The following is a 22058-nucleotide window of genomic DNA, read 5'->3' on the forward strand; positions in this document are numbered from 1 at the left end:
CCAGATGGGCGCTTAGCTCAGTTGGTAGAGCGGAGCCCTTACAAGGCTTAGGTCGGGAGTTCGAGCCTCTCAGCGCCCACCATCCCGGACATGCACCACCAGTTGCGCAAGCAACGGAGCGGTAGTTCAGTTGGTTAGAATACCGGCCTGTCACGCCGGGGGTCGCGGGTTCGAGTCCCGTCCGCTCCGCCAGCTATACTGAGAAAGGCCTGATTCGTCAGGCCTTTTTCTATTTCGGAAGCAAAACATGGTTCATCCCTATTTGCAATTCCGCCTGCGCATGGCGCGCCACGGCTTGCGGCAATTTCTTGCCAGCCTGGCCAATTCCCTTGAAATCACGCTGCTCGGCTTCGGCCCGGTGCTGCTCGGCCTGGCCGCCGCCATCGCCCTGCCCGGCATGCTGGCCGTCACCCTGCGCTGGCCCGCCATGCTGGCCATCCTGGCCGCTCAAGCGCTGTTCGCCGCGCTGCCGGCGGTGCTGCTGCGCCAGCGCCTGCACCCGGCCGACGCCGTGGCCTGGGCCCGTCCGCTGCCCGTGCCGCCGGCACTGGGCTGGAGCGCCGACGCGCTGGCCGCAGGCCTGATCGCTGGACCGCTGACCGGACTGTACGCGGTGTCTGCCAGTATTTGGCTGTTCCAGTGGCCGGACTGGCTGCGCCCGGTGGCGCCGCAAGCCATCGCCGCCACCGCGCTGTCGCTGCTGCTGGGCTGGGCGCTGGCCACGCTGGCGCTGGCCCGGCGCCGCCTGCGCCCTGCCCTCGCCGCGCCGCTTTTCCCACGCCGCGCCCGCAAGAGGCACCACGCAGTAACACTTGCCGCCGCAGGCAGCGCCGGGACGGGGCCTGCCGGCGCGGGAACGGCTGCGCCGGGCTACGCGCCGCGCCCCTTGCGGCCGCTGCTGCCCGCGCTATGGCATCGGCTGTTCTGGCTGCCGTTCTGGCGTGCCGAGAACCGCGTCGGCGTGCAGCAATGCCTGCTGCTGGCCAGCGCGCTGGGCTGCACCGCCGCGTGGCTGCTCGGGCCCGGCCTGGGCCTGCCGTTGCCCGGCGCGGCCATGGGTGGCCTGGCCTCCGCCATGCTGATCCTGCTGACCGACCGTGGCGACAAGGCAGTGCGCGAACAGGCCGCCCGGCTGCGTCCGATACTGGCGCCGTGGCCGCTGGACGCCGCAGCGCTGCTGCTGTGCGCCCGCCTGTTCACCCTGCTGCCCGCCGCCGCTGTGCTGGCCGCCTTTGCCGCGCTGGCCTTCGGCGCGCCGGGCGCCCCCGCAGCAATGACAGCCGCACCAGACGCAGCAACGCCCGCAGCGGCAGCCGGCCCTGGCTCCCGGGCGGCGCTGGTGTGGCTGGCCACGGCCGGCACGGCCTGCGGCGCCATCGTGGCGCTCAATCCGGGACCGCGCGGCCGCGTGGTGCTGGTGGTGCTGTCCATCCTGATCCTGACCGCCATAGGAAGCGAATTCTGATGCTGCACATCGAAAGCCTGGACTTCGAATACGCCGCCCGGCCCCTGTTCCGCCAGCTGAGCCTGCGTCTCGGCGCCGGCATCACCTGGCTGCGCGGCGAAAACGGCACCGGCAAGACCACGCTGCTGAAACTGGCAGCAGGCGCGCTGCAGCCGCACGCGGGCACGATAGCCCTGGCGCCGCCCGGCAGCGGCGCTGGCCCCGCCATCGGCAGCGCCGCCCAGCCGCTGGCCTACCGCCTGCAAAGCTACTACTGCGGCGGCGACACGCCCGAGCTGCCCTGGCTTACCGTGCGCGAACTGCTGGACCTGCACGTGGCGCTGTATCCGGCCACCGACGCGGCCCTGCTGGAGGCCGAACTGCGCGCCTTCCGCCTGCTCATCGCGCTGGACCAGCCGGTCACCACGCTGTCGCTGGGCCAGCACAGGAAGATGCAGCTGAGCCTGGCCCTGGCGCTGCCGGTGGCGCTGCTGCTGATCGACGAGCCCTTCAACGGACTGGACGCGGCCGCCGTCGACTACCTGCGCGCCCAGCTGGCCGATCCGGCCCGCCTGGCGCGCCAGTGCATCGTGCTGACCAGCCATGTGGAACCGGGCGTGCCGCTGGCGCAAACGGTCGAGTTGTGATTCCTTAGCAACAAGAGCGGGCGCCCCAAGCCGCGGAATGCGCGGCCGGCCGGGAAACCGGCGACAATGATGTTGCTTTGCACAAAACCTCCACGGAGCACCCCGATGTTCGGCTTCCTCAAGACCCAAACCCTGTCCCCGCGCCTGCACCGCCTGAAGCAGTCGGCGCTGTTCGCCTCGCTCACTCCGCTGGAGCTGAAAATCGTCGACGACATGCTGCACGAGCGGCGCTACCTGTCCGGCGAAATCATTTTCGACCAGGGCGAGGAAGGCCAGGCGCTGTACCTGGTGACGGCCGGCCGCGTGATCATCACGCGCGCGCTGGACCACAGCGCGGAAGTGGTGGCCGAGGTGGGTCCCGGCTCCTTCTTCGGCGACCTGGCCCTGCTCGACAACTCGCCGCGCAACGCCCAGGCGCGCGCGCTCGACAACTGTGAGGTGGCGGTGTTCTTCCGCGCCGACTTCATGGGGCTGATGGAAACCGACGCCGTGATCGGCTACAAGATCTCGCTCGCGCTGGCGCGCCATATCGCGCACCGGCTGCGCGAATGGATGTCGGGCCGGCCGCAGATCGAGGCGCTGTGATGCACGACTACGCGGGCAGTGCCCAGCAGGCGTCCGGGCCGGTGGTCTGGAGCGGCATCATCGCGGCCACCTGCGCCCTGCTGCTGGTGCTGCAGCACATGCTGTGGCTGGCAATCCCCTTTCTGCTGGCCATCATCCTGTACTACCTGCTGCTGCCGCCCATGCAGCGCCTGCTGCGCCTGGGCATGAGCCAGGGCGCGGCCGCGCTGCTGGTGGGCGGCTGTTTCACGGTGGCGGTGGCGCTGGGCGCGCTGGCGCTGAACCTGTGGCTGCCGGCGCCGTCCGTATCGTGGCAGGACATGCTGGCGCGCTACGTGGGCGGCGGGCTCGATTTCGTGCGCGGCCTGCTGCGCGCGCTGGAGGACAAGTTCCCGCTGCTGCGCGACATGCACCTGAGCCAGGTGGTCGACGCCCAGTTCGCCGCCTACATGGAAGACTTCATGCAAAGCCACCTGACGGCCATCGTGGTGTCGGTGGCGGGCTGGCTGCCGGCGCTGCTGCTGGCGCCCTTCCTGACCTTCTTCTTCCTGCGCGACGGCCACCTGTTCAAGAAATTCCTGGCGCGCGCGGTGCCGAACGCCTTCTTCGAGCGGACGCTGTGCCTGCTGCACGAGGTGGACCAGACCGCGCATGCCTACTTCCAGGGCATGCTCAAGCTCACCGTGCTGGACACGGCGGTGCTGGCCTTCGGCCTGTGGGCCATCGGCGTGTCCTCGCCGGTGATGCTGGGGCTGATCGCCGCGGTGCTGGCGTGGGTGCCCTACGTGGGCTCCATCGTCGGCTGCTGCATGGTGGTGATGGTGGCGTCGACCGACGCGCCGGGGGCGCCGCTGGTGGCCTACAGCGCGATCGGCGTGTTCATCCTGGTGCGGCTGCTGGACGATTTCGTGTTCATGCCGCTGACCCTGGGGCGCAGCCTGCACATGCATCCCCTGATCACGGTGCTGATGATTTTTATCGGCGGCTCGGTGGCCGGGGTGGCGGGGCTGATGCTGGTGCTGCCCTTGCTGGGCGTGGTGATGGTGGTGGGCGAAACGCTGGGCAGGCTGATCACCAACCCGCGTTTGCGCGCCCGCCACCGCAACGCCAAGGCGCTGCGGGAAAAACAGGCCAGCGCGGACCTGGCGGTGTAGCGAAGGCCGGGCCGGTCCCGGCGGCACGGCCCCAGGGTTGAGCGCTGGACTCAGGCTGCAACCGCGACCGGCGCCGCCACGACTTCTTCCTCGTCGCCGGAGCGGATCAGGTGGTCGAAGGCCGACAGGGCCGCCTTCGCACCTTCGCCGGTGGCGATGATGATCTGCTTGTACGGCACCGTGGTCACGTCGCCGGCGGCGAACACGCCGGGGATCGAGGTCTGGCCGCGCGCGTCCACTTCGATCTCGCCGTGCTTGGACAGGCTGACCGTGCCTTTCAGCCACTCGGTGTTGGGCACCAGGCCGATCTGCACGAACACGCCTTCCAGCTCCACTTTCTTCGCTTCGCCGCTGACGCGGTCGTTGTAGCTCAGGCCGTTGACGATCTTGCCGTCGCCGTGGATCTCGGTGGTGTGCGCCGAGACGATCACGGTCACGTTCGGCAGGCTGCGCAGCTTGCGCTGCAGCACCGCGTCGGCCCGCAGTTCGGCGCCGAACTCGATCAGGGTCACGTGCTTGACCAGGCCGGCCAGGTCGATCGCCGCCTCCACGCCGGAGTTGCCGCCGCCGATCACCGCCACGCGCTTGCCCTTGAACAGCGGGCCGTCGCAGTGCGGGCAGTAGGCCACGCCGTGGTTGCGGTATTCCTTCTCGCCCGGCACGTTGATCTCGCGCCAGCGGGCGCCGGTGGCCAAGATCACGGTTTTGCTCTTCAGCACGGCGCCGCTGGCGGTGGTCACTTCCACCAGCTTGCCCGGCGTCAGCTGGGCGGCGCGCTGGGTGTTCATGATGTCGACGTCGTAGGCTTTCACGTGCTGCTCCAGCGCCACGGCGAATTTCGGGCCGTCCGTTTCGGTGACCGAGATGAAGTTCTCGATCGCCAGCGTGTCCAGCACCTGGCCGCCGAAGCGTTCCGACACCACGCCGGTCTTGATGCCTTTGCGGGCCGCGTAGATGGCCGCTGCCGCGCCGGCGGGGCCGCCGCCGACGATCAGCACGTCGAACACGTCTTTCTTGCTCAGTTCGGCCGCCTGGCGCGCGCCGGCATTGGTGTCCAGCTTGGCGAGGATCTCTTCCACGCTGCTGCGGCCCTGGCCGAAGTGCTGGCCGTTCAGGAACATCATCGGCACGGCCATGATCTGGCGTTCCTCGACTTCTTTCGGGAACACGCCGCCGTCGATGGTGGTGACCTTGATGCGCGGGTTGATGACCGACATCGCGTTCAGCGCCTGCACCACCTCGGGGCAGTTGTGGCAGGTCAGCGAGATGAAGGTTTCGAAGTGGAAATCGCCGTCCAGGTTGCGGATCTGTTCGATCACCGCCTCGTCGAACTTGATGGTGTGGCCGCCCACTTGCAGCAGCGCCAGCACCAGCGAGGTGAATTCATGGCCCATCGGGATGCCGGCGAAGGTCACGGCGATATCGGTCCCGGGGCGGGTAATGGCGAACGACGGTTTGCGCACGTCGCCATCGGTCTTTTCGACCAGGGTAATCTTGTCGCTCAGCACGACGATGTCGGCGAGCAGGGCCTGCATTTCGCGGGCTTTGGCGGAATCATCCAGCGTCGCAACGATCTCAATCGGCTGCACGACCTTTTCCAAATAGGTTTTCAACTGGGTTTTGAGGGTTGCGTCCAACATGGTGTTTTCCTTTTTTTTCGGTTGGCGCCGGGCAAATGCGCCGGCGCCTTACTACTCAATACAAGCTAATGCTTAGATCTTGCCGACCAGGTCCAGCGACGGGGTCAGGGTGGCAGCGCCTTCGGTCCACTTGGCCGGGCAAACCTGGCCTGGGTGCTCGGCCACGTATTTGGCGGCCTTGACTTTGCGCAGCAGTTCGGACGCGTCGCGGCCGATGCCGTTGTCGTGCACTTCCATCACTTTGATCTGGCCTTCAGGATTGATGACGAAGGTGCCGCGCAGTGCCAGGCCTTCTTCTTCGATCATCACTTCGAAATTGCGCGACAGGGTGCCGGTTGGGTCGCCGATCAGCGGGTAGTTCACTTTCTTGATCGCGTCCGAGGTGTCGTGCCATGCTTTGTGGGCGAAGTGGGTGTCGGTCGAGATGCCGTACACGTCCACGCCCAGTTTGGCGAATTCAGGCTGGAAATCGGCCAGGTCTTCCAGTTCGGTTGGGCACACGAAGGTGAAGTCGGCTGGGTAGAACATGAAGACGGACCACTTGCCCTTCAGCGATTCTTCGCTCAGGTCAATGAACTTGCCATTGTGGTAAGCGGTTGCCTTGAATGGTTTTACTTGGGTGTTAATGAGAGACATTGTGGTTTCCTCGTGAGGTTGTGTATCAATGAGATGCCAGTTTAGGGCTTTTGCAACCATTTGAAAAATTGATTGTTCCAATTGTTTCAATTGGCTTTAACTATCGGCGAACAAGGCCGAAGCCCTATTATCCCCGTTCCGGGGCCGCAGCGTTATTGACTGGTCACGATTGCCGTATCGGCACTGCTGCGCAGCAGCGCGTCGAATTCGGTGGCCGGCATGGGGCGGGCGAACAGGTAGCCCTGGCCGTAGTCGCAGCCGGCGGCGGCCAGCAGGTCGCGCTGCTCGGGGGTTTCCACGCCTTCGGCGATGACGTGCAGGCCGAGCTTGTGGGCCATGACGATGATGGCGTCCGACAGCGCCATGTCGCTCGAGTCCGGCGCCAGGTTGCGGGTGAAGCTGCGGTCGATCTTCAGGTAGTCGATGTCGAACTTCTTCAGGTAGGACAGCGAGCAGTAGCCGGTGCCGAAGTCGTCCAGCGCCACCTGGATGCCGCCGTCGCGCAGTTGCAGCAGCTGGTCGGCCACGCTGCTGCTGGCGTCCAGCAGCAGCCCTTCGGTGATCTCGATGACCACCGCCTGCCCCGGCAGGCCGAGCTCGCCCAGCAGCGCCAGCCAGGCCTGGTAGCCGCCGTCGCGCTGGAACTCCAGCGGCGACTGGTTCACGCTGAGCTGGAAGGCGGGATCGATCTCGCTGCGCCAGCGCCGCAGCCAGCGCACTGCTTCGCGGAACACCCAGGCGCCGATTTCAATGATCAGCCCGCTCGCTTCGGCCAGCGGGATGAATTCCATCGGGCTGACCAGGCCGCGCACCGGGTGGCGCCAGCGCACCAGCGCCTCGGCCTTGTGGATGCGGCCGCTCCGCAGGTGCACGATGGGCTGGAAATACAGTTCCAGCTGCTGGCCCTTGACGGCGCCGCGCAGATCGTTGGTCAGCCGCATGCGGTTCAGCGCGGCCACCTGCAGCGCCGGCGTGAAATAGCTGAAGCGGTTACGGCCGGCGTCCTTGGCGGCGTACATGGCCTGGTCGGCGTGCTTGAGCAGATCCTCGATCGAGGCGGCGTCGTCCGGGAACAGGGTGATGCCGATGCTGGCCGACACGAAGGCCTGCTCCGCGCCCAGCGGGAAGGGCGCGCGCAGGCTGTCGAGTATGGTCTGGGCGATGGTTTCCACCCGGCCCAGGCCGGCAGCATCGAGCTCGCTGAGGATGACGGTAAACTCGTCGCCGCCCAGGCGCGCCACGGTGTCGCACTCGCGCACGCAGGCGCCGATGCGGTGCGCCGCGTCCACCAGCAGCACGTCGCCCTGGTGATGGCCCAGGGTGTCGTTGACTTCCTTGAAATGGTCCAGGTCGATGAACAGGATGGCCACCCGGCTGCCGTCGCGCCGGCTCTTGACGATGGCCTGCTCGAGCCGGTTCTGGAACATGCGCCGGTTCGGCAGCTGGGTCAGGGTGTCGAAATTGGCCTGCTGCCACACCAGCGCCTCGGTCTGCTTCTTGTCGGTGATGTCTTCGATCATGCACAGGTGGTGCGCCTTGCTGCCCGCGTCCAGCGTGGTGATGGAGGCGTCCACCCACACCACCGAGCCGTTCGGGCGCAGCAGGCGCTTGGCCAGCTTGAAGCCGGCGATCTGCTGCGCCTGCAGCCGCGCCACCTGCTCCTGCTCGGGCGCCACGTCGTCCGGGTGGCTGATGTCGCGCCAGCTGCTGGCTTTCATCTCGGCCAGCGTGCGGCCGGCGATTTCCAGGTAGCGCGGGTTGATGTCGCGGAACTGGCCGCTGGCGGTGTCGATCAGCGCGATGCCCATGGGAGCGGCCTCGAACATGGTGCGGAAGCGCGCCTCGCCCTTGCGGATGGCCTCCTGCGCGCGCCGCCGCTCGCGCGCCAGCAAGGCCACGTGCACGCCGGCGCCCAGCACCAGCAGCGCGCCGCCGGCCGCCAGCACGCGGTACAGCCAGGCCAGCGCGCGGCCGCTGTCGGCCTGGTACAGGAAGCCGTCGAAGCTGGCGCCGCGCGGCAGCATGCCCAGGTCGGTGTACACGTCGGCGATGTGCTGCCAGCGGTCCGGGTTCATATAGCCCACTTCCACCAGCACCGGCTGCACCAGCGGCACCATGGCGCGCGCCTCGTACAGCAGGTGGCGGCGGTCGTTGCGGCGCGAATACTTGTTCAAGATCAGGTCGGCGATTTCGTCGTGCCGGCTCATCGCGTACTGCCAGCCGCGCATGCTGGCGGCGCGGAAAGCCTTGACCCGCTCCGGGTGGTCCCTGATTTCCTGCTCGCTGGTAAACAGGTTGTCGCCGTAAAAGTCGATGCCGGCGTTGCGCGGGCTGTAGATGTCGTAGGGAAAACCGGCGCGGTCCAGCAGGTCCGGCTCATTGGTGGTGAAGATGGACATGGCGTCCACCTTGCCGGTAATCAGGTCGTCCGGATTGTAGCTGTGTTCCAGGCGCCGCAGGCCGGACGGCTGTATGCCTTCCTTGCGCAGGTAGGCCATCAGCTCGTCGCCCTGGCTCAGGTCGTTCGACAGCGTGCCTATCATCACGCGCTTGCCGGCCACGCGGTGCACGTCCGGCGCGGCCGTGCCTTGCGCCATCACCAGCGCATAGGGCGAATGCTGGAACACCACGCCCAGCACCACCACCGGCTTGCCCTTCAGGCGCGCCAGCAGCAGGCTGCTGTCGCCCACGCCGTACTGGGCCTTGCCGGCCAGCACGGCGCGCTCCGGCTCGTTGCCGTCGGCCCCTTCCAGGATGCGCACGTCCAGTCCGGCCTCGCGGTAGTAGCCCTGCTCCAGCGCCGCGTAATAGCCGGCGAACTGGAACTGGTGGCTATGCTTGAGCTGCAGCACCACCTTCTCCTGGGCCTGCGCCGGCCAGGCCAGCACCAGCGCCAGCCCGGCCAGCAGCGCCAGCCGCCGCAGGCCGGCCGGCGCGCGCGCCGGCGGCAAAAACGGCAAAGGCAGCGGCCAACAGCGCGGCGGGCGGGGCTGCAAGCGCGGCAAGGCGGCTCCGGTCCTGTGGCGCCGCTACGTTACTGCACCACCAGCACGGGCACGCGCTGGTCGGTGTTCTGGCCGTTGCCCAGCTGGCCGTCGGCGTTCAGGCCCCAGGTCCACAGCGTGTTGTCGAGCATCATGCCGATACTGTGCTGGCCGCCGGCCGCCACCGAGGTCCAGCCGGTGGAAGTGCCGATCTGCACCGGCGCGGTCTGGTCGAGCAGGGTGTTGTTGCCGATCTGGCCGTTGCTGTTGGAGCCCCAGGTCCACAGCGTGCCGTCGGTGCGGATGGCCACGGTGTGCTTCAGGCCGGCCGACACGGCGGACCAGTTGTTGGCGTTGCCCGCCAAGACCACCTGCACCGGCACGGCCGACTTGGTGGTGCTGCTCAAGCCCAGCTGGCCGCTGAGGTTGTCGCCCCAGGTCCACAGCGTGCCCTCGGTGCGGATGGCGGCCGAATGGCTGCCGCCGGCCGAGATGCTGGCCCAGCTCTGGGTGCCGACCTGCACCGGCGCGTTGACGTCGGCGCCGGTGGCGTCGCCGTTGCCGAGCTGGCCGCTGGCGTTGCCGCCCCAGGCCCACAGCGTGCCGTCGCTGCGGCGGCCCAGCGAATGGGTGTCGCCGGCCGCCACGGCGGTCCAGGTGGCGGTGCCGGCCACGGTGATCTTCACCGGCGCCAGGCGCGGCAGCACGGTGGCGTCGCCCAGCTGGCCGTTGAAGTTGCGGCCCCAGGCCCACAGCGCGCCCTTGTCGTCGATGCCCAGGCTGTGCGCCTTGCCGGCCGCCACGTAGAGCCACTTGCCGGTGCCGATCTTGGTCGGCACCAGCTTGTCGACCGAGGTGCCGTCGCCCAGCTGGCCGTTCTGGTTGAAGCCCCAGGCCCACAGCGTACCGTCGGCGCGCAGCGCCAGGGTATGGAATTCGCCGGCGGCGATCTGGCGCCAGGTGGTGTTGGCGCCGGCCACCACGGCGGGCTTGTTGCGGCCGATGGTGGTGTTGTCGCCCAGCTGGCCTTGCAGGTTGCTGCCCCAGGCGTGCAGGTTGCCATCCAGGTGGCGCGCCACATTGTGGCGGCCGCCGGCGGCCACCGCCGCCCACTGGCCCTTGACCGTGACGCTGGTGGCGCCGCTGACGGCGCCCACCGCGGCGGTCACGGTGTCGGTGCCCAGCGTCTTCGCAGTAACCGTGCCGTCCGCCGCCACGCTCAGCGCGGGGCCTTTGACGGTCCAGGTGACGCCGGTGGTGAGGGCGCTCACCTTGCCGTCCGAGTAGGTGCCGGTGGCCACCATTTTCTGGGTGGCGCCGATGGACAGGGTGGGATTGGCCGGCGTGACCGCGATCGACACCACGGTCGGCGCCGCAGGCGTGGTGGGGGTGGCGGGGGCGTCGTCGCCGCCGCCGCAGGCGGCCAGCAGCGCCAGCACGGGCACCAGGAACAGGGATTTCAGCTTGAGGGTCATTTTCATTTTCATCCAGTCGATGTCGCGAACGCAGGGCGCGAGTCAACCACTAGTGTAGCCGCATCCTGCGCTCTGCGATCCAGGGAACTGGCGTGAATTATCGTGCTTTTAAGAAAGATGGGCAAAGAAAACAACAACACCGCCCGTGGGCGGTGTCGAGATGGCGGGAAGGCTGGCCTATTTGCGGCCGCGCGGGGCGCCGCCGGCCGCACGCGCACCCTTGGCGGGAGCGGCGGCCGGCTTGGCTTTCACCTTGATGGTGTCGAGGATGGAGGCGCGCACCTTGGTTTCCACGGTGTCGCGCGCGGTGAGCGAACCGGTCAGCGCATTGGCGCGGCCGCCGCGGCCCGCCGGCGCCGCCACGGCGGCCCGGCCGCCGCGCGTGCCCGGCACGCCGGGTACGCCGGCCGCGGCGCGCGGCTTGGCGCCCGGCGCGGCCATCGGCATGGCGCGCTTGCCTTCCGGCGCCGCCTTCAGGTTTTCCTCGCCGGCGCTCCACGGCGGGATCAGGTGCTTCTCGCCGTTGCCGATCAGGTCGCCGCGTCCCATCTTCACCAGCGCTTCGCGCAGGATGGGCCAGTTTTCCGGGTCGTAATAGCGCAGGAAGGCCTTGTGTGCCTTGCGCACCTTGCCGCTGCGCGCGGTCTCCACCACTTCCGAATCCTCGGTAACCTTCTTCAGCGGGTTCTTGCGCGAGTGGTACATGGTGGTCGCCATGGCCATCGGGGTCGGCATGAAGGTCTGCACCTGGTCCAGCTTGAAGTTGTTCTTTTTCAGCCACAGCGCCAGGTTCAGCATGTCCTCGTCGGTGGTGCCGGGGTGCGCCGCGATGAAGTAGGGAATCAGGTACTGCTTCTTGCCCGCCTCCAGCGAGAACTTCTCGAACATGGCCTTGAACTCGTCATAGGCGCCGATGCCCGGCTTCATCATCTTGCTCAGCACGTTCGATTCGGTGTGCTCGGGGGCGATCTTGAGCAGGCCGCCCACGTGGTGGGTCACCAGTTCCTTGACGTACTCGGGCGAGCGCACCGCCAGGTCGTAGCGCAGGCCGGAGCCGATCAGGATCTTCTTCACGCCGGGTATGGCGCGCGCCTTGCGGTACAGCTGGATCAGCTTGCTGTGGTCGGTGCCCAGGTTGACGCAGATCGACGGGTACACGCAGGACAGGCGGCGGCACGATTCCTCGATCTTCTTGTCCTTGCAGGCCAGGCGGTACATATTCGCCGTGGGGCCGCCCAGGTCCGAGATGGTGCCGGTGAAGCCCTTGGTCTTGTCGCGGATGTGTTCGATCTCGCGCAGGATCGACGGCTCGGAGCGGCTCTGGATGATGCGGCCCTCATGCTCGGTGATCGAGCAGAAGGTGCAGCCGCCGAAGCAGCCGCGCATGATGTTGACCGAGAAACGTATCATTTCCCAGGCCGGGATGTGGGCCTTGCCGTAGCTCGGGTGCGGCGCGCGCGCGTAGTTCATGTCGTACACGCCGTCCATCTCGTCCATGGCCAGCGGCAGCGGCGGGGGATTGATCCACACGTCGCGCTCGCCGTGCGCCTGCACCAGCGCGCGCGCGTTGCCGGGGTTCGATTCCAGGTGGAACACGCGCGAGGCGTGCGCGTACATCACCGGGTCGTCCTTCACCACTTCATAGGCCGGCAGGCGCACCACGGTGCGCATGTGCTGCTCGCGCAGCATCTGCTGGCGCTCTTCGCGCGTCATGATGCGGATCGGCTTGACCACTTCCGGCGCGCTGGCGGCATTCTCCGTGGCGCAGGCGGCCTTGTCTTCCTTGGCCATGGCGTACGGGTCCGGGTGGGCGTCCACCTTGCCGGGCACGTCCACGCGGCTGCTGTTTTGCACGCCCCAGTCGTCGCCCGGCAGCCAGCCCTGCGGCACCATGAAGGCGGTGCCGCGCAAGTCCTTGATGTCCTTGATGGGCTCGCCCGCGTTGAGGCGGTGCGTCAGGTCCACCAGCGCGCGCTCGGCATTGCCGAAGATCAGCAGGTCGGCCTTGGAGTCCGGCAACACCGAGCGGCGCACCTTGTCCGACCAGTAGTCGTAATGGGCGATGCGGCGCAGCGACGCCTCGATGCTGCCGATCACCACCGGCACGTCCGGATAGGCTTCGCGGGCGCGCTGCGAGTAGACGGTGACGGCGCGGTCCGGGCGCTTGTTCGGCTCGGCGTGCGCGGTGTAGGCGTCGTCCGAACGGATCTTGCGGTCCGAGGTGTAGCGGTTGACCATGGAATCCATATTGCCGGCCGTGATGCCCCAGTACAGGCGCGGCTTGCCCAGCGCGCGGAAGGCGTCGGCCGAGTGCCAGTCCGGCTGGCTGATGATGCCGACCTTGTAGCCCTGCGCTTCCAGCAGGCGGCCGACCAGGGCCATGCCGAAGCTCGGATGGTCGATATAGGCGTCGCCCGTGACGAGGATGACGTCGCACTGGTCCCAGCCCAGGGCGTCCATTTCGGCGCGGGACATGGGCAGGAAAGGCGCAGTGGCAGCGCGGGCAGACCGCTTGGGGACGGTCGCAAATAAATTGGTGGGGGTCATAGGGACGGGATTGTACCGGAAATGCGCGCCCTCTGCTCAAGCGATAGGCACAATCAATTGGAAATTCTTTTAATTTTCAATAACTTGTGAAGGATGATCAAGTATGCCGCCGGGACAAGAATGCGGCGATTTGCATTGCCTTTGCTGTCATTTTTGCTATAACGAGAAGAACAACCCTCCAGGAGAACACCATGCGACGCCGCCTCTACTTCATGCTTCCCGATGTACCCAGCGCCCGCGCCATGCTGGACGAAATGCTGCTGGCCCGGATAGAAGAACGCCACATGAAATTCATGGCCAAGGAAGGCGCTTTGCCCGACGACATGCCGGACTGCAGCTTCCTGCAGCGCACCGACCTGGTCCACGGCGCACAGCTGGGCACCATCATCGGCGGCATCGTGGGCCTGGCTGCGGGCATATTCCTGACCATGGTCTCGTTCGACGGCCTGACCCTGCGCACTGCGGCCATCCTGCTGGTGGCGCTGGGCGGGGCCCTGTTCGGCGCCTGGGCTTCCGGCATGAATGCGGCGGCCGTGCCGAACAAGAAACTGGAAAAGTTTGCCCCCGCCATCGAGCGCGGGCAGGTATTGATGATCGTGGACGTGCCGCCCCGGCGCGTGCAGGAGATCGAGGAGATGATCGCCAAGCGGCATCCCGAAATCAGCTTTGGCGGTATTGAACCGCCTATGCTGGCGTTTCCGTAACGCTGGCTGCCCGGGAGCCGGCCCTAGCGAGGCCGGCGGCCCCGGGTCCGGTTTGGCAGGTAGCAGGGCGGTGGCGGCGCTTCGGCGCCGTCAGCGTTTTCCGCCGCCATGACTGCGCCGCTCCACTTAAATGCCCATATTGCCCAGGATGCGGCCCAGCTCGCGCAGGGCCGGCTCCAGCGTGGGATGCTTGACAGCGAATTTCGCCGAGATTTCCTGCGTGCGCTCGGCCAGCCCGTAGGTGGTGGTGTCCTCGCCGCCCATGCCCGCCTCCTGCTGCGCCACGCGGCGCTCCAGCAATTGCTTGATATCGCCGTCCAGCTGCGCCAGCAAGTCCAGCAGCTCCTCATCCACCGGACCGGGCGCGCTGGCCAGTTCGGTGTGCAGGGTCTTCAACGATGCCTTCAGATTGCTGTCCATAGTCCCGCCCCCTTTGTAATCGCCATAGTGAATTTATACACCCAATTGCCGCAGCCAGCTATGACCTGGCGCTACGCAGCCATTCGGCATACGCGCAGGCGGGAAACGCGTCGGCAAAGCCGGCGCGCAGCGTAGCGAGCGACGGCCAGTCGCGCGACAGGCCGTCGATCTGCTCGACGCTGACGGAATTGACGTGGTCCATCATGTTCAGTTCGCCCAACTCGCCGAGCGTGAAGATGTCGGCCAGCTCTTCCAGTTCGGCCTGGCCCAGCGCGCGCAGCGGTCCCGGCGCGATGCCGAGCACCAGGTCCACCATGCCGTCGGCGGCCCGCATCTGCCAGCCCATCAGTTCGCCGTCGATGGCCAGCACCTCGTCGCCGGCCTGCGCTTCCAGGTAGATCGGCCCGTCGCGCGGCGGCACGCCGAGGCCGATTTCCCAGCCCTCGCCGGCCAGCGGCAGCAGCCCCGACGCGGCGGCACGCTCGCGGAACTCGGGCGCGTTGCGCACCGACAAGCTCAGGCGCAGCAGCGCGCTGTTGGCCGGGTCCGGCGCCAGCACCCAGCCCAGGTCCGGGTAGGGCGCCAGCGCCTCGCTGACCAGGCCGACGAAGCCCTCCTGGTCCAGGTGGTCCAGCTGGCCCATCGCCTGCGCCAGCTTGTTCAGCAATTGCTCCATCATGTCTCCCCCTATGCACGCGGCGGTGCTCATGGCGACATCATAGCAACAAGCGGGCGCCGGCCGGGCTTACTTGCCGCTCAGGCCGCGGCGGTCCAGCAGCGGCTCGATCCTGGCATCGCGGCCGCGGAAGTTGCGGAACAGGTCGAGCGCGTCCGCCGTGCCGCCGCGCGACAGCAGCGTCTTGCGGAACCAGTCGCCGTTCTTGCGCTGCAGGCCGCCGTTTTCCTTGAACCATTCCACGGTGTCGGCGTCCAGCTTTTCGCTCCACAGGTAGGCGTAGTAGCCGGCCGCGTAGCCGCCCGAGAAGGTGTGCGAGAAGTAGGTGGTGCGGTAGCGCGGCGGCACCGGCGCGTAATCGATGCCGGCATCCTTCAGCGCGGCCGCTTCGAAGGCCAGCACGTCGCTCGGGATCTGGGCGGCTGTCAGCTGGTGCCAGCGCTGGTCCACCAGCGACGACGCCAGGTATTCGGTGGTGGCGAAGCCCTGGTTGAATTTCTTCGACGCGGCCACTTTTTCCAGCAATTCTTTCGGCATCGGCTCGCCGGTCTTGTAGTGGCGCGCGTAGTTGGCCAGCACTTCGGGCTGCACCATCCACATTTCGTTCACTTGCGACGGGTATTCGACGAAGTCGCGCGGCACGCTGGTGCCGGAGAAGCGCGGGTACTTCACATTGGAGAACATGCCGTGCAGCGCGTGGCCGAATTCGTGGAAGGTGGTCTTCACTTCGTCCACGGTCAGCAGCGTGGGCTCGCCGGCCGGCGGCTTGGGAATGTTCAGGTGGTTGGCCACCACCGACCTGGTGCCCATCAGCGCCGATTGCGACACGTACTCATTCATCCAGGCGCCGCCCTGCTTGGACGGGCGCGCGTACATGTCGGCCAGGAAGATGGCCAGCTGCTTGCCGTCGGCGTCGAACACGTCGTACACCTTGACGTCCGGATGGTAGAGCGGCAAGTCCTTGCGCTCCTTGAACGACAGGCCGTACAGCTTGTTGGCGGCGAAGAACACGCCTTTCTCCAGCACATTGGTCAGCTCGAAGTAGGGCTTGAGCTGGTTGCCGTCGAAGCTGAAGCGCTGGGCGCGCACCTTGTCGGTGTAGTAGGACCAGTCGGCCGCGCCGATCTGCAGCCCGGCTTTTTCCGCGTCGGCCACCGCTTGCAGGTCGGCCGCTTCCTTGCGCGCATTGGTGACGGCCGGCTTGGCCAGCTCGGCCAGCAGCGTGTTGACGGCGCCGGTGGACTTGGCGGTCTGGTCTTCCAGCGAATAGGCCGCGTAGTTCGGGTAGCCCAGCAGCACGGCCTTGTCGGCGCGCAGCTTGGCGATCTTCAGCACGTTGGCGCGGTTGTCGAACTCGCCGCCGTGGCTGCCGCGCGCCAGCGACAGGTCCATCATGCGCTTGCGGGTGGCCGGATTGGTCAGCACGGCCAGCGGCGCCTGGCCGGTGGTGTTGATCAGGGCGACGGCGAACTTGCCGTCCTGGCCGCGCGCCTTGGCGGCGGCCGCTGCCGCGTCGATGGCCGCTTCGGACATGCCGGCCAGCTCGGCGCGGGTGTCGACCACCAGCGCGCTGGCGTTGATTTCCTTCAGCACGTTCTGCTGGAAGGCGGTCTGCAGCGTGGCCAGCTCGCCGTTCAGCACTTTCAGCTTTTCCTTGTCGGCGGCGGACAGTTTGGCGCCGGCGCGCACGAAGTCGGTGTGGTAGCGCTCCAGCAGGTGCTTCGATTCGGCGTCCAGGCCCAGCTTGGCACGCTTGTCGTACAGCGATTTCACGCGCGCGTACAGCTTGGCGTTCAGGTAGATGGCGTCGTTGTGCGCGGCCAGCTTGGGCGACATCTCGGTGTCGATCGCGTCCAGCTGGGCGTTGGTGTTGGCGCCCTGCAGGTTGCTGAAGGTGGTGGCCACGCGGGTCAGCAGCTGGCCGGAACGCTCCATGGCGACGATGGTGTTGTCGAAGCTGGCCGGCTTGGCGCTATGGGCGATGGCCTCGATCTCCTTCAGCTGCTGCGCCATGCCTTCGGCAAACGCGGGCGCGAAGTGCTCGTCCTTGATCAGGTCGAACTGCGGGTAGTGCAAAGGCAGTGGGCTGAGCCTGAAGAAGGGATTGCCCGCCTGGGCGGCGGCCGCAGTCGCGGCAGCAGGAGCGGCGGCGCTTTGCGCGGCGTACGCGAACGGGGTCAGCGCCAGGCCGAGGCTGGCTGCGAGGACGAGCATCTGAGGACGGGACATAGCATCTTTCTAAGTGGGCCAAGGACTACCCTGCAACAAGCTGTCAACCGGCGGCAGGACGGAAGCCGCTGATGATAGCAGGCAGTCTATACAACGTCACTCGCTATTGATGCTGCAATGCACACGCTACAATCTGCAAAACTGAACGAAAGGGTAAGCGTGGACTATTTCACCGCAGTGCGGGCATTCGTGCGGGTCGTGGAGGCAGGCAGCTTCGCCAGGGCGGCCGACACGCTGCATTGTCCGCGCAACACGGTCACCAAGCTGGTGCAATCGCTGGAAGCGCACCTGCAAGTCAAGCTGCTGCACCGGACCACGCGCAGGGTGTCTCCCACCAACGACGGCGCGGCTTATTTCCAGCGCATGTCACGCCTGCTGGACGAATGGCAGGAGGCCGAAGCCGACGTGGCGCAGGCGCGCAACGCGCCGCGCGGCCGGCTGCGGGTGGACATGAGCACCGCGCTTGCCGCGCTGCTGGTCATCCCCACGCTGGGCGCCTTCCAGGAACGCTACCCGGCGATGCAGCTCGACATCGGCGCCAGCGACCGCCAGGCCGACATGGTGGGCGAAGGCATCGACTGCGTGGTGCGCGCCGGCGCCATCAGCGATCCGTCGCTGATCGCGCGCCACATCGGCAACCTGCCGGTGGTGACCTGCGCGTCGCCGGCCTACCTGGCGCGGCACGGCGTGCCGCTGCACCCGTCCAGCCTGGCCGGCGGCCACACACTGGTGCGCCATTTTTTCGCCGGCTCGAACCGCCAGGCGCCATGGGTGCTGACCCACGCCACCGACCCGGCCAGCCCGGCCACGCTGGCCGGACGCCACTTCCTTTCCGTCAACGATAGCAATGCGCTGCTGGCCGCCGCATTGGCGGGGCTGGGCGTGGTGCACTGCCCGCTGTTCATCGTCGGCGCGCAGATCGACGCCGGGACACTGCAGCCGCTGCTGCAGGACTGGAGCGCGCCCATGGTGCCGATCCACGTGGTGTACCCGGCCAACCGCCACCTGAGCGCGCGCACCCGCGCTTTCGTGGCCTGGATGGCGGAGGTGTTCGGCAACAGCCCGTACGCCGTCCGTCCCGGCCCGCCGGGCTAAGCCGGCGGCACCGCGGCCTGCGCCACCGCGCCATGCTTGAGGCGCTCGACAAACCAGCGCCCGGCCGGGCCCGGCGGGTGATCGCGGCGGTGGATGGCGTGCATGGAAAAACCCGCGCCCAGCCCGGTGATGCCTTCCAGCGCAATCGCCACCAGGCGGCCCGCGTCCAGGTCCTCCTGCACCATGTGCAGCGGCATGTGGCCCCAGCCGAGCCCGGCTTTCAGGAAGGCGTGCTTGGCGCCCATGTCCGCCAGGCGCCAGGCCTGTGCCGCCAGCACCCCGAAGTTGCGGCCCTCGGTCAGCGGCGAACGGTCGGTGAGCACCAGCTGCACGTGGCGCGCGGCGAGCGCGCGCAGCACCATGCCCTCGATGGCCGCCAGCGGATGGTCCGGCGCCACCACCGTCACGGCAGGCACGCTGAGCAGGTATTGCGAGGCGCAGCCCGGCGGTATTTCGGGCAGCGAGCCAATCACGGCGATGCGGCACTGCCCCGTCAACAGCGGCTGCACCACGGCGCCCAGCGCTTCCACGAACAGGCGCAGCGGCGTGCCGGGGAATTGCCGGTGGAAAGCCTGCACCGCCGCCGTCAGCGTGGCGATCGGATACATCACGTCCACCGCCACCGCCAGTTCCGGCTCCAGTCCTTCGGCCAGCGTGCGCGCCTTGGCCTTGAACGCGTCCATGCCGAGCACGGCCGAACGGGCCTGGTCCAGCAGCGCCCTGCCTTCCTCGGTCAGCTTCGGGTAGCGGCCGCCGCGGTCGAACAGCGCGAACCCCACCTGCAGCTCCAGGTTGGCCAGGGTGGTGCTGACCACCGACTGCGCGCGGCGCAGCTTGCGGCCGGCAGCCGAGAAGCTGCCTTCGTCGGCTGCGGCGATAAACGTGCGCAGCTGGTCCAGCGACATGGCATCCAGCATCCATCTACTCCTTAGATAGTATCCATCCAATTATATAGGCTTCCACGATGGATGGCCGGGGCCTAACATGCCTCATACCAACCGCACATTGAAGGAGCAGCAGATGAACCAGGCAATCCAGCCAGCGCAACTGGCCCCAGCCGTCCAGCGAGGCATCGTGGCCCGCACCCAGGGCCACGGCCAGCGCGGCATTACCCGCCTCGTCAGCCCCGGCGACCTGGGCGGACTGATCAAACCGTTTGTCTTCCTCGATCTGTTCCGCATGGGCGGCAATGCCGGCGCCGGCGGCATGGGCATGCACCCGCACTCGGGCATTGCGACGGTGACCGTGGTGATGGAAGGGGCGATCGAATACCGCGAGACCACCGGCCAGCAAGGCGTGCTGCGCGCAGGCGGGGTGGAGTTCATGCATGCCGGCGGCGGCGTGTGGCACGGCGGCAGCCCGCACGGCGACGCCGGCGTGGCCGGTTTCCAGCTGTGGCTGGCGCTGCCGGCGCAAGACGAGAACGGCCCGGCGCACAGCCAGTACCTGGCGCCCGGCCAAGTGCCGTCCAGCGGCCCGGCCCGCGTCATTCTCGGCAACTACGAAGGCGTTGCCAGCCTGATCCAGCCGCGCGCAGCGCTGACGTATCTGCACGTGAAGCTGCGCGACGGCGAGCAGTGGCTGTACACGCCGCCGGCCGGCCACGGCGTGGCCTGGGCAGCGGTGGGCAGCGGCGCCCTGGCAGTCGGCGAGGCCGTGCTGGAAGGCGAAGTGGCAGTGTTCGACGAGGGCGGCGGCGGGCTGCTGTTCACGGCGCGCGGCGACACCGAGTTCGTGCTCGGCTCGGCGGCCAGGCATCCCTACCCGCTGGTGACGGGCATGTATTCGGTGCACACCAGCGCCGCGGCCCTGATCCAGGGAGAACACGAAATCGGCCGCATCGGCAGCCAGCTGCGTGCCGCGAAATTGATTTAAGAGTGCGCCAGCAACGCACTGCAACTTACCTAAACTTGAAAGGATTTGCCATGAACACCAACAACATCCACACTACCGCCCTGCCCCTGACCGGCCGCGTCCTGATGGCTGCCATTTTCGTCATGAGCGGCGTCGGCAAGCTGATGGCACCCGCCGCCACCATCGGCTACATCCAAGCCATGGGCCTGCCGCTGGCCGGCGCCGGGCTGGTGCTTGCCATCGTGGTGGAACTGGGCGGCGGCCTGCTGCTGGCCCTGGGCTACAAGACCCGCCTGGTGGCGCTGGTACTGGCCGCGTTCTCGGTGCTGACCGGCCTGCTCTTCCATGGCGCCATCGGCGACCAGAACCAGATGATCCACTTGATGAAAAACCTGGCCATGGCCGGCGGCCTGCTGCAGGTGGTGGCCTTCGGCGCCGGCGCCTACAGCCTGGATGCCAAAGCACTGGCCGCTACCGGCGGCCGCCGCGCAGCGGCATGAATCCAGCCGCAGCATGAAAAAAGCCAGCTCCGTGGAGCTGGCTTTTTTACGCCTGTCCTGCTCAGCCGAACAGCTTGTTGGCTGTCTTGGCGATCAATCCCCCCTGGAAACGCGCGCCGTCCAGTTCAAGCTGGCTCGGCTGCCGCTGTCCCTGCCCGCCGGCTATGGTGGTGGCGCCGTACGGGCTGCCGCCCACGATCTCATCCAGCGTCATCTGCGCCTGATAGCTGTAAGGCAGGCCGACAATCGTCATGCCGAAGTGCATCAGGTTGGTAATGATGGAGAACAGCGTCACTTCCTGGCCGCCGTGCTGCGTGGCGCTGGAGGTAAACGCGCCGCCCACCTTGCCGTTCAGCGCGCCGCTGGCCCACAGGCCGCCGGCCTGGTCCAGGAATGCGGCCATTTGCGACGGCATGCGGCCAAAGCGGGTCGGCGCACCGATGATGATGGCGTCATAGTTTGCCAGTTCGGCCACAGTGGCCACGGGCGCGCTCTGCTGCAGCTTGAAATGGCCCTTCTCGGCCACTTCCTGCGGCACCGTTTCCGGCACCCGCTTGAGGTCCACCGTTGCCCCTGCCGCGCGTGCGCCGTCGGCCATGGCCTCGGCCATCGACTCGATATGGCCGTACGACGAGTAATACAGAACAAGTACCTTCGACATAACTTTCTCCATGTGGATGACTAATCGGGCACGCGCCAGCGAGCGTGCATTCTTAGCATAAAGCCATTTACAAAAACGCGTGCGCAGCCTGCCGATTGTCATCGGATTGGGAATAGTGGAGTGCCTGATCGTGTATTTATCATGCGACTGGCCGCCAATATACTGGTATCACCTGCTGAGAACAGCAGCCCAACCAACTGAAAAGGACACCACCATGAGCACCCCAACCACCATCGGCATCATCGGCGCTGGCGCCATCGGCCAGGCCTTCGCCAAGCAACTGGTGCGCGCCGGCATCAACGTCATCCTCAGCAACAGCCGTGGTCCGGCATCGCTGGCGGACACCGTCAAGCAGCTGGGCGGGCTGGCCCGCGCCGGCACGGTGCAGCAGGCCGCCGAAGCCGATGTGGTGTTCCTGAGCGTAGGCTGGGGCGCGGCCGAGAGCGTCCTGCGCGGCTTGAACCTGGACGGCCGCATCCTGATCGACGCCACCAATCCGGTGTTGATGCCCGGCTTGCGCAAGGCCGAGCTGGGCGGCCGTACCTCGACGCACGTACTGAGCGGCTGGGCAAAAGGGGCGCGCGTGGTCAAAGCGTACAACACGCTGCTGTCGCAGGTGCTGGCCAGCGATCCGGAGGAAGGCGGCGGCCGCCGCGTGGTATGGGTGTCCGGCAACGACGCCGAGGCCAAGGCCGTGGTGCTGCAGCTCACCGAGCGCATCCGCTTTGCCGGCATCGACCTGGGCGGCCTTGACGTGGGCGGCGCGCTGCAGCAATTCCCCGGCGGCGTACTGCCGGCCATCAATCTGGTGCAGCTGGGCTGAGGCGC

General features: G+C 67.3%; 19 protein-coding genes and 2 tRNA genes. 11 read left to right on the plus strand and 10 right to left on the minus strand.

What is annotated here, in order from left to right:
- The first annotated feature begins 6 nt into the window (after positions 1–6).
- The 6 genes from AC6H42_RS07175 (at position 7) to AC6H42_RS07200 (ending at position 3809) form a co-directional block, all read left to right on the plus strand.
- A tRNA-Val gene (locus AC6H42_RS07175) sits at positions 7–82 on the plus strand.
- Between the two features lie 33 nt (positions 83–115).
- Positions 116–192 (plus strand) — tRNA-Asp (locus AC6H42_RS07180).
- Positions 193–247: 55 nt separating this feature from the next.
- Positions 248–1465: a hypothetical protein gene (locus AC6H42_RS07185; RefSeq protein WP_229418093.1), complete on the plus strand. Its 1218-nt coding sequence runs from the start codon at positions 248–250 to the stop codon at positions 1463–1465.
- Entirely contained in the window at positions 1465–2091 is a 627-nt protein-coding gene (locus tag AC6H42_RS07190; RefSeq protein ID WP_057154075.1) for an ABC transporter ATP-binding protein, read from the plus strand. Before AC6H42_RS07185 ends, AC6H42_RS07190 begins: the two co-directional genes overlap by 1 nt.
- Before the next feature lie 105 nt (positions 2092–2196).
- Entirely contained in the window at positions 2197–2676 is a 480-nt protein-coding gene (locus AC6H42_RS07195; protein WP_057154077.1) for a cyclic nucleotide-binding domain-containing protein, read from the plus strand.
- The gene (locus AC6H42_RS07200) at positions 2676–3809 is read left to right on the plus strand and encodes an AI-2E family transporter (protein WP_057154078.1); all 1134 of its coding nucleotides are present in this window, start codon (positions 2676–2678) and stop codon (positions 3807–3809) included. The genes AC6H42_RS07195 and AC6H42_RS07200 overlap by 1 nt, the downstream gene beginning before the upstream one ends.
- A gap of 50 nt (positions 3810–3859) precedes the next feature.
- On the opposite strand, the gene ahpF is transcribed toward AC6H42_RS07200, so the two are convergent.
- The 5 genes from ahpF to AC6H42_RS07225 form a co-directional block, all read right to left on the minus strand.
- On the minus strand, positions 3860–5449 hold the full coding sequence (gene ahpF / locus AC6H42_RS07205; RefSeq protein ID WP_057154080.1) for an alkyl hydroperoxide reductase subunit F: 1590 nt from the start codon (positions 5447–5449) through the stop codon (positions 3860–3862).
- Positions 5450–5521: 72 nt separating this feature from the next.
- Positions 5522–6085: an alkyl hydroperoxide reductase subunit C gene (gene ahpC, locus AC6H42_RS07210; protein WP_056399876.1), complete on the minus strand. Its 564-nt coding sequence runs from the start codon at positions 6083–6085 to the stop codon at positions 5522–5524.
- Positions 6086–6237: 152 nt separating this feature from the next.
- Positions 6238–9045, minus strand: coding sequence for an EAL domain-containing protein (locus tag AC6H42_RS07215; protein WP_497547730.1), 2808 nt, complete (start codon positions 9043–9045; stop codon positions 6238–6240).
- Positions 9046–9119: 74 nt separating this feature from the next.
- The gene (locus AC6H42_RS07220) at positions 9120–10550 is read right to left on the minus strand and encodes an RCC1 domain-containing protein (RefSeq protein WP_497547731.1); all 1431 of its coding nucleotides are present in this window, start codon (positions 10548–10550) and stop codon (positions 9120–9122) included.
- 171 nt (positions 10551–10721) lie between these two features.
- On the minus strand, positions 10722–13091 hold the full coding sequence (locus AC6H42_RS07225; RefSeq protein WP_497547732.1) for a YgiQ family radical SAM protein: 2370 nt from the start codon (positions 13089–13091) through the stop codon (positions 10722–10724).
- A gap of 191 nt (positions 13092–13282) precedes the next feature.
- On the opposite strand from AC6H42_RS07225, the gene AC6H42_RS07230 reads away from it, so the two are divergent.
- On the plus strand, positions 13283–13795 hold the full coding sequence (locus tag AC6H42_RS07230; protein WP_057154088.1) for a hypothetical protein: 513 nt from the start codon (positions 13283–13285) through the stop codon (positions 13793–13795).
- A gap of 126 nt (positions 13796–13921) precedes the next feature.
- On the opposite strand, the gene AC6H42_RS07235 is transcribed toward AC6H42_RS07230, so the two are convergent.
- The 3 genes from AC6H42_RS07235 to AC6H42_RS07245 are packed head-to-tail and all read right to left on the minus strand — an operon-like array spanning position 13922 to position 17120.
- Positions 13922–14215: a DUF4404 family protein gene (locus AC6H42_RS07235; protein WP_057154090.1), complete on the minus strand. Its 294-nt coding sequence runs from the start codon at positions 14213–14215 to the stop codon at positions 13922–13924.
- A gap of 58 nt (positions 14216–14273) precedes the next feature.
- Positions 14274–14924, minus strand: coding sequence for a hypothetical protein (locus tag AC6H42_RS07240; RefSeq protein WP_157200848.1), 651 nt, complete (start codon positions 14922–14924; stop codon positions 14274–14276).
- Between the two features lie 36 nt (positions 14925–14960).
- Complete coding sequence (locus tag AC6H42_RS07245) at positions 14961–17120, minus strand: M3 family metallopeptidase (protein ID WP_229418094.1); 2160 nt, start codon at positions 17118–17120, stop codon at positions 14961–14963.
- Positions 17121–17279: 159 nt separating this feature from the next.
- Between AC6H42_RS07245 and AC6H42_RS07250 the strand changes: the two genes are divergently transcribed.
- Positions 17280–18215, plus strand: a complete 936-nt coding sequence (locus AC6H42_RS07250; protein WP_057154093.1) for a LysR substrate-binding domain-containing protein — start codon at positions 17280–17282, stop codon at positions 18213–18215.
- On the opposite strand, the gene AC6H42_RS07255 is transcribed toward AC6H42_RS07250, so the two are convergent.
- On the minus strand, positions 18212–19132 hold the full coding sequence (locus AC6H42_RS07255; RefSeq protein WP_057154095.1) for a LysR family transcriptional regulator: 921 nt from the start codon (positions 19130–19132) through the stop codon (positions 18212–18214). The two genes, AC6H42_RS07250 and AC6H42_RS07255, sit on opposite strands and share 4 nt — an antisense overlap.
- A 103-nt stretch (positions 19133–19235) precedes the next feature.
- On the opposite strand from AC6H42_RS07255, the gene AC6H42_RS07260 reads away from it, so the two are divergent.
- On the plus strand, positions 19236–20090 hold the full coding sequence (locus AC6H42_RS07260) for a pirin family protein (RefSeq protein WP_497547734.1): 855 nt from the start codon (positions 19236–19238) through the stop codon (positions 20088–20090).
- Between the two features lie 50 nt (positions 20091–20140).
- Complete coding sequence (locus AC6H42_RS07265; protein ID WP_057154099.1) at positions 20141–20569, plus strand: DoxX family protein; 429 nt, start codon at positions 20141–20143, stop codon at positions 20567–20569.
- A 61-nt stretch (positions 20570–20630) separates the two neighbouring features.
- Here AC6H42_RS07265 and wrbA read toward each other — a convergent pair whose 3' ends face one another.
- Positions 20631–21230: an NAD(P)H:quinone oxidoreductase gene (gene wrbA, locus AC6H42_RS07270; RefSeq protein ID WP_057154100.1), complete on the minus strand. Its 600-nt coding sequence runs from the start codon at positions 21228–21230 to the stop codon at positions 20631–20633.
- A 130-nt stretch (positions 21231–21360) separates the two neighbouring features.
- On the opposite strand from wrbA, the gene AC6H42_RS07275 reads away from it, so the two are divergent.
- On the plus strand, positions 21361–22053 hold the full coding sequence (locus AC6H42_RS07275) for an NADPH-dependent F420 reductase (RefSeq protein ID WP_497547827.1): 693 nt from the start codon (positions 21361–21363) through the stop codon (positions 22051–22053).
- The last annotated feature ends 5 nt before the right edge of the window (positions 22054–22058 follow it).

It is taken from the genome of Massilia sp. NBRC 108631 (assembly GCF_059704565.1).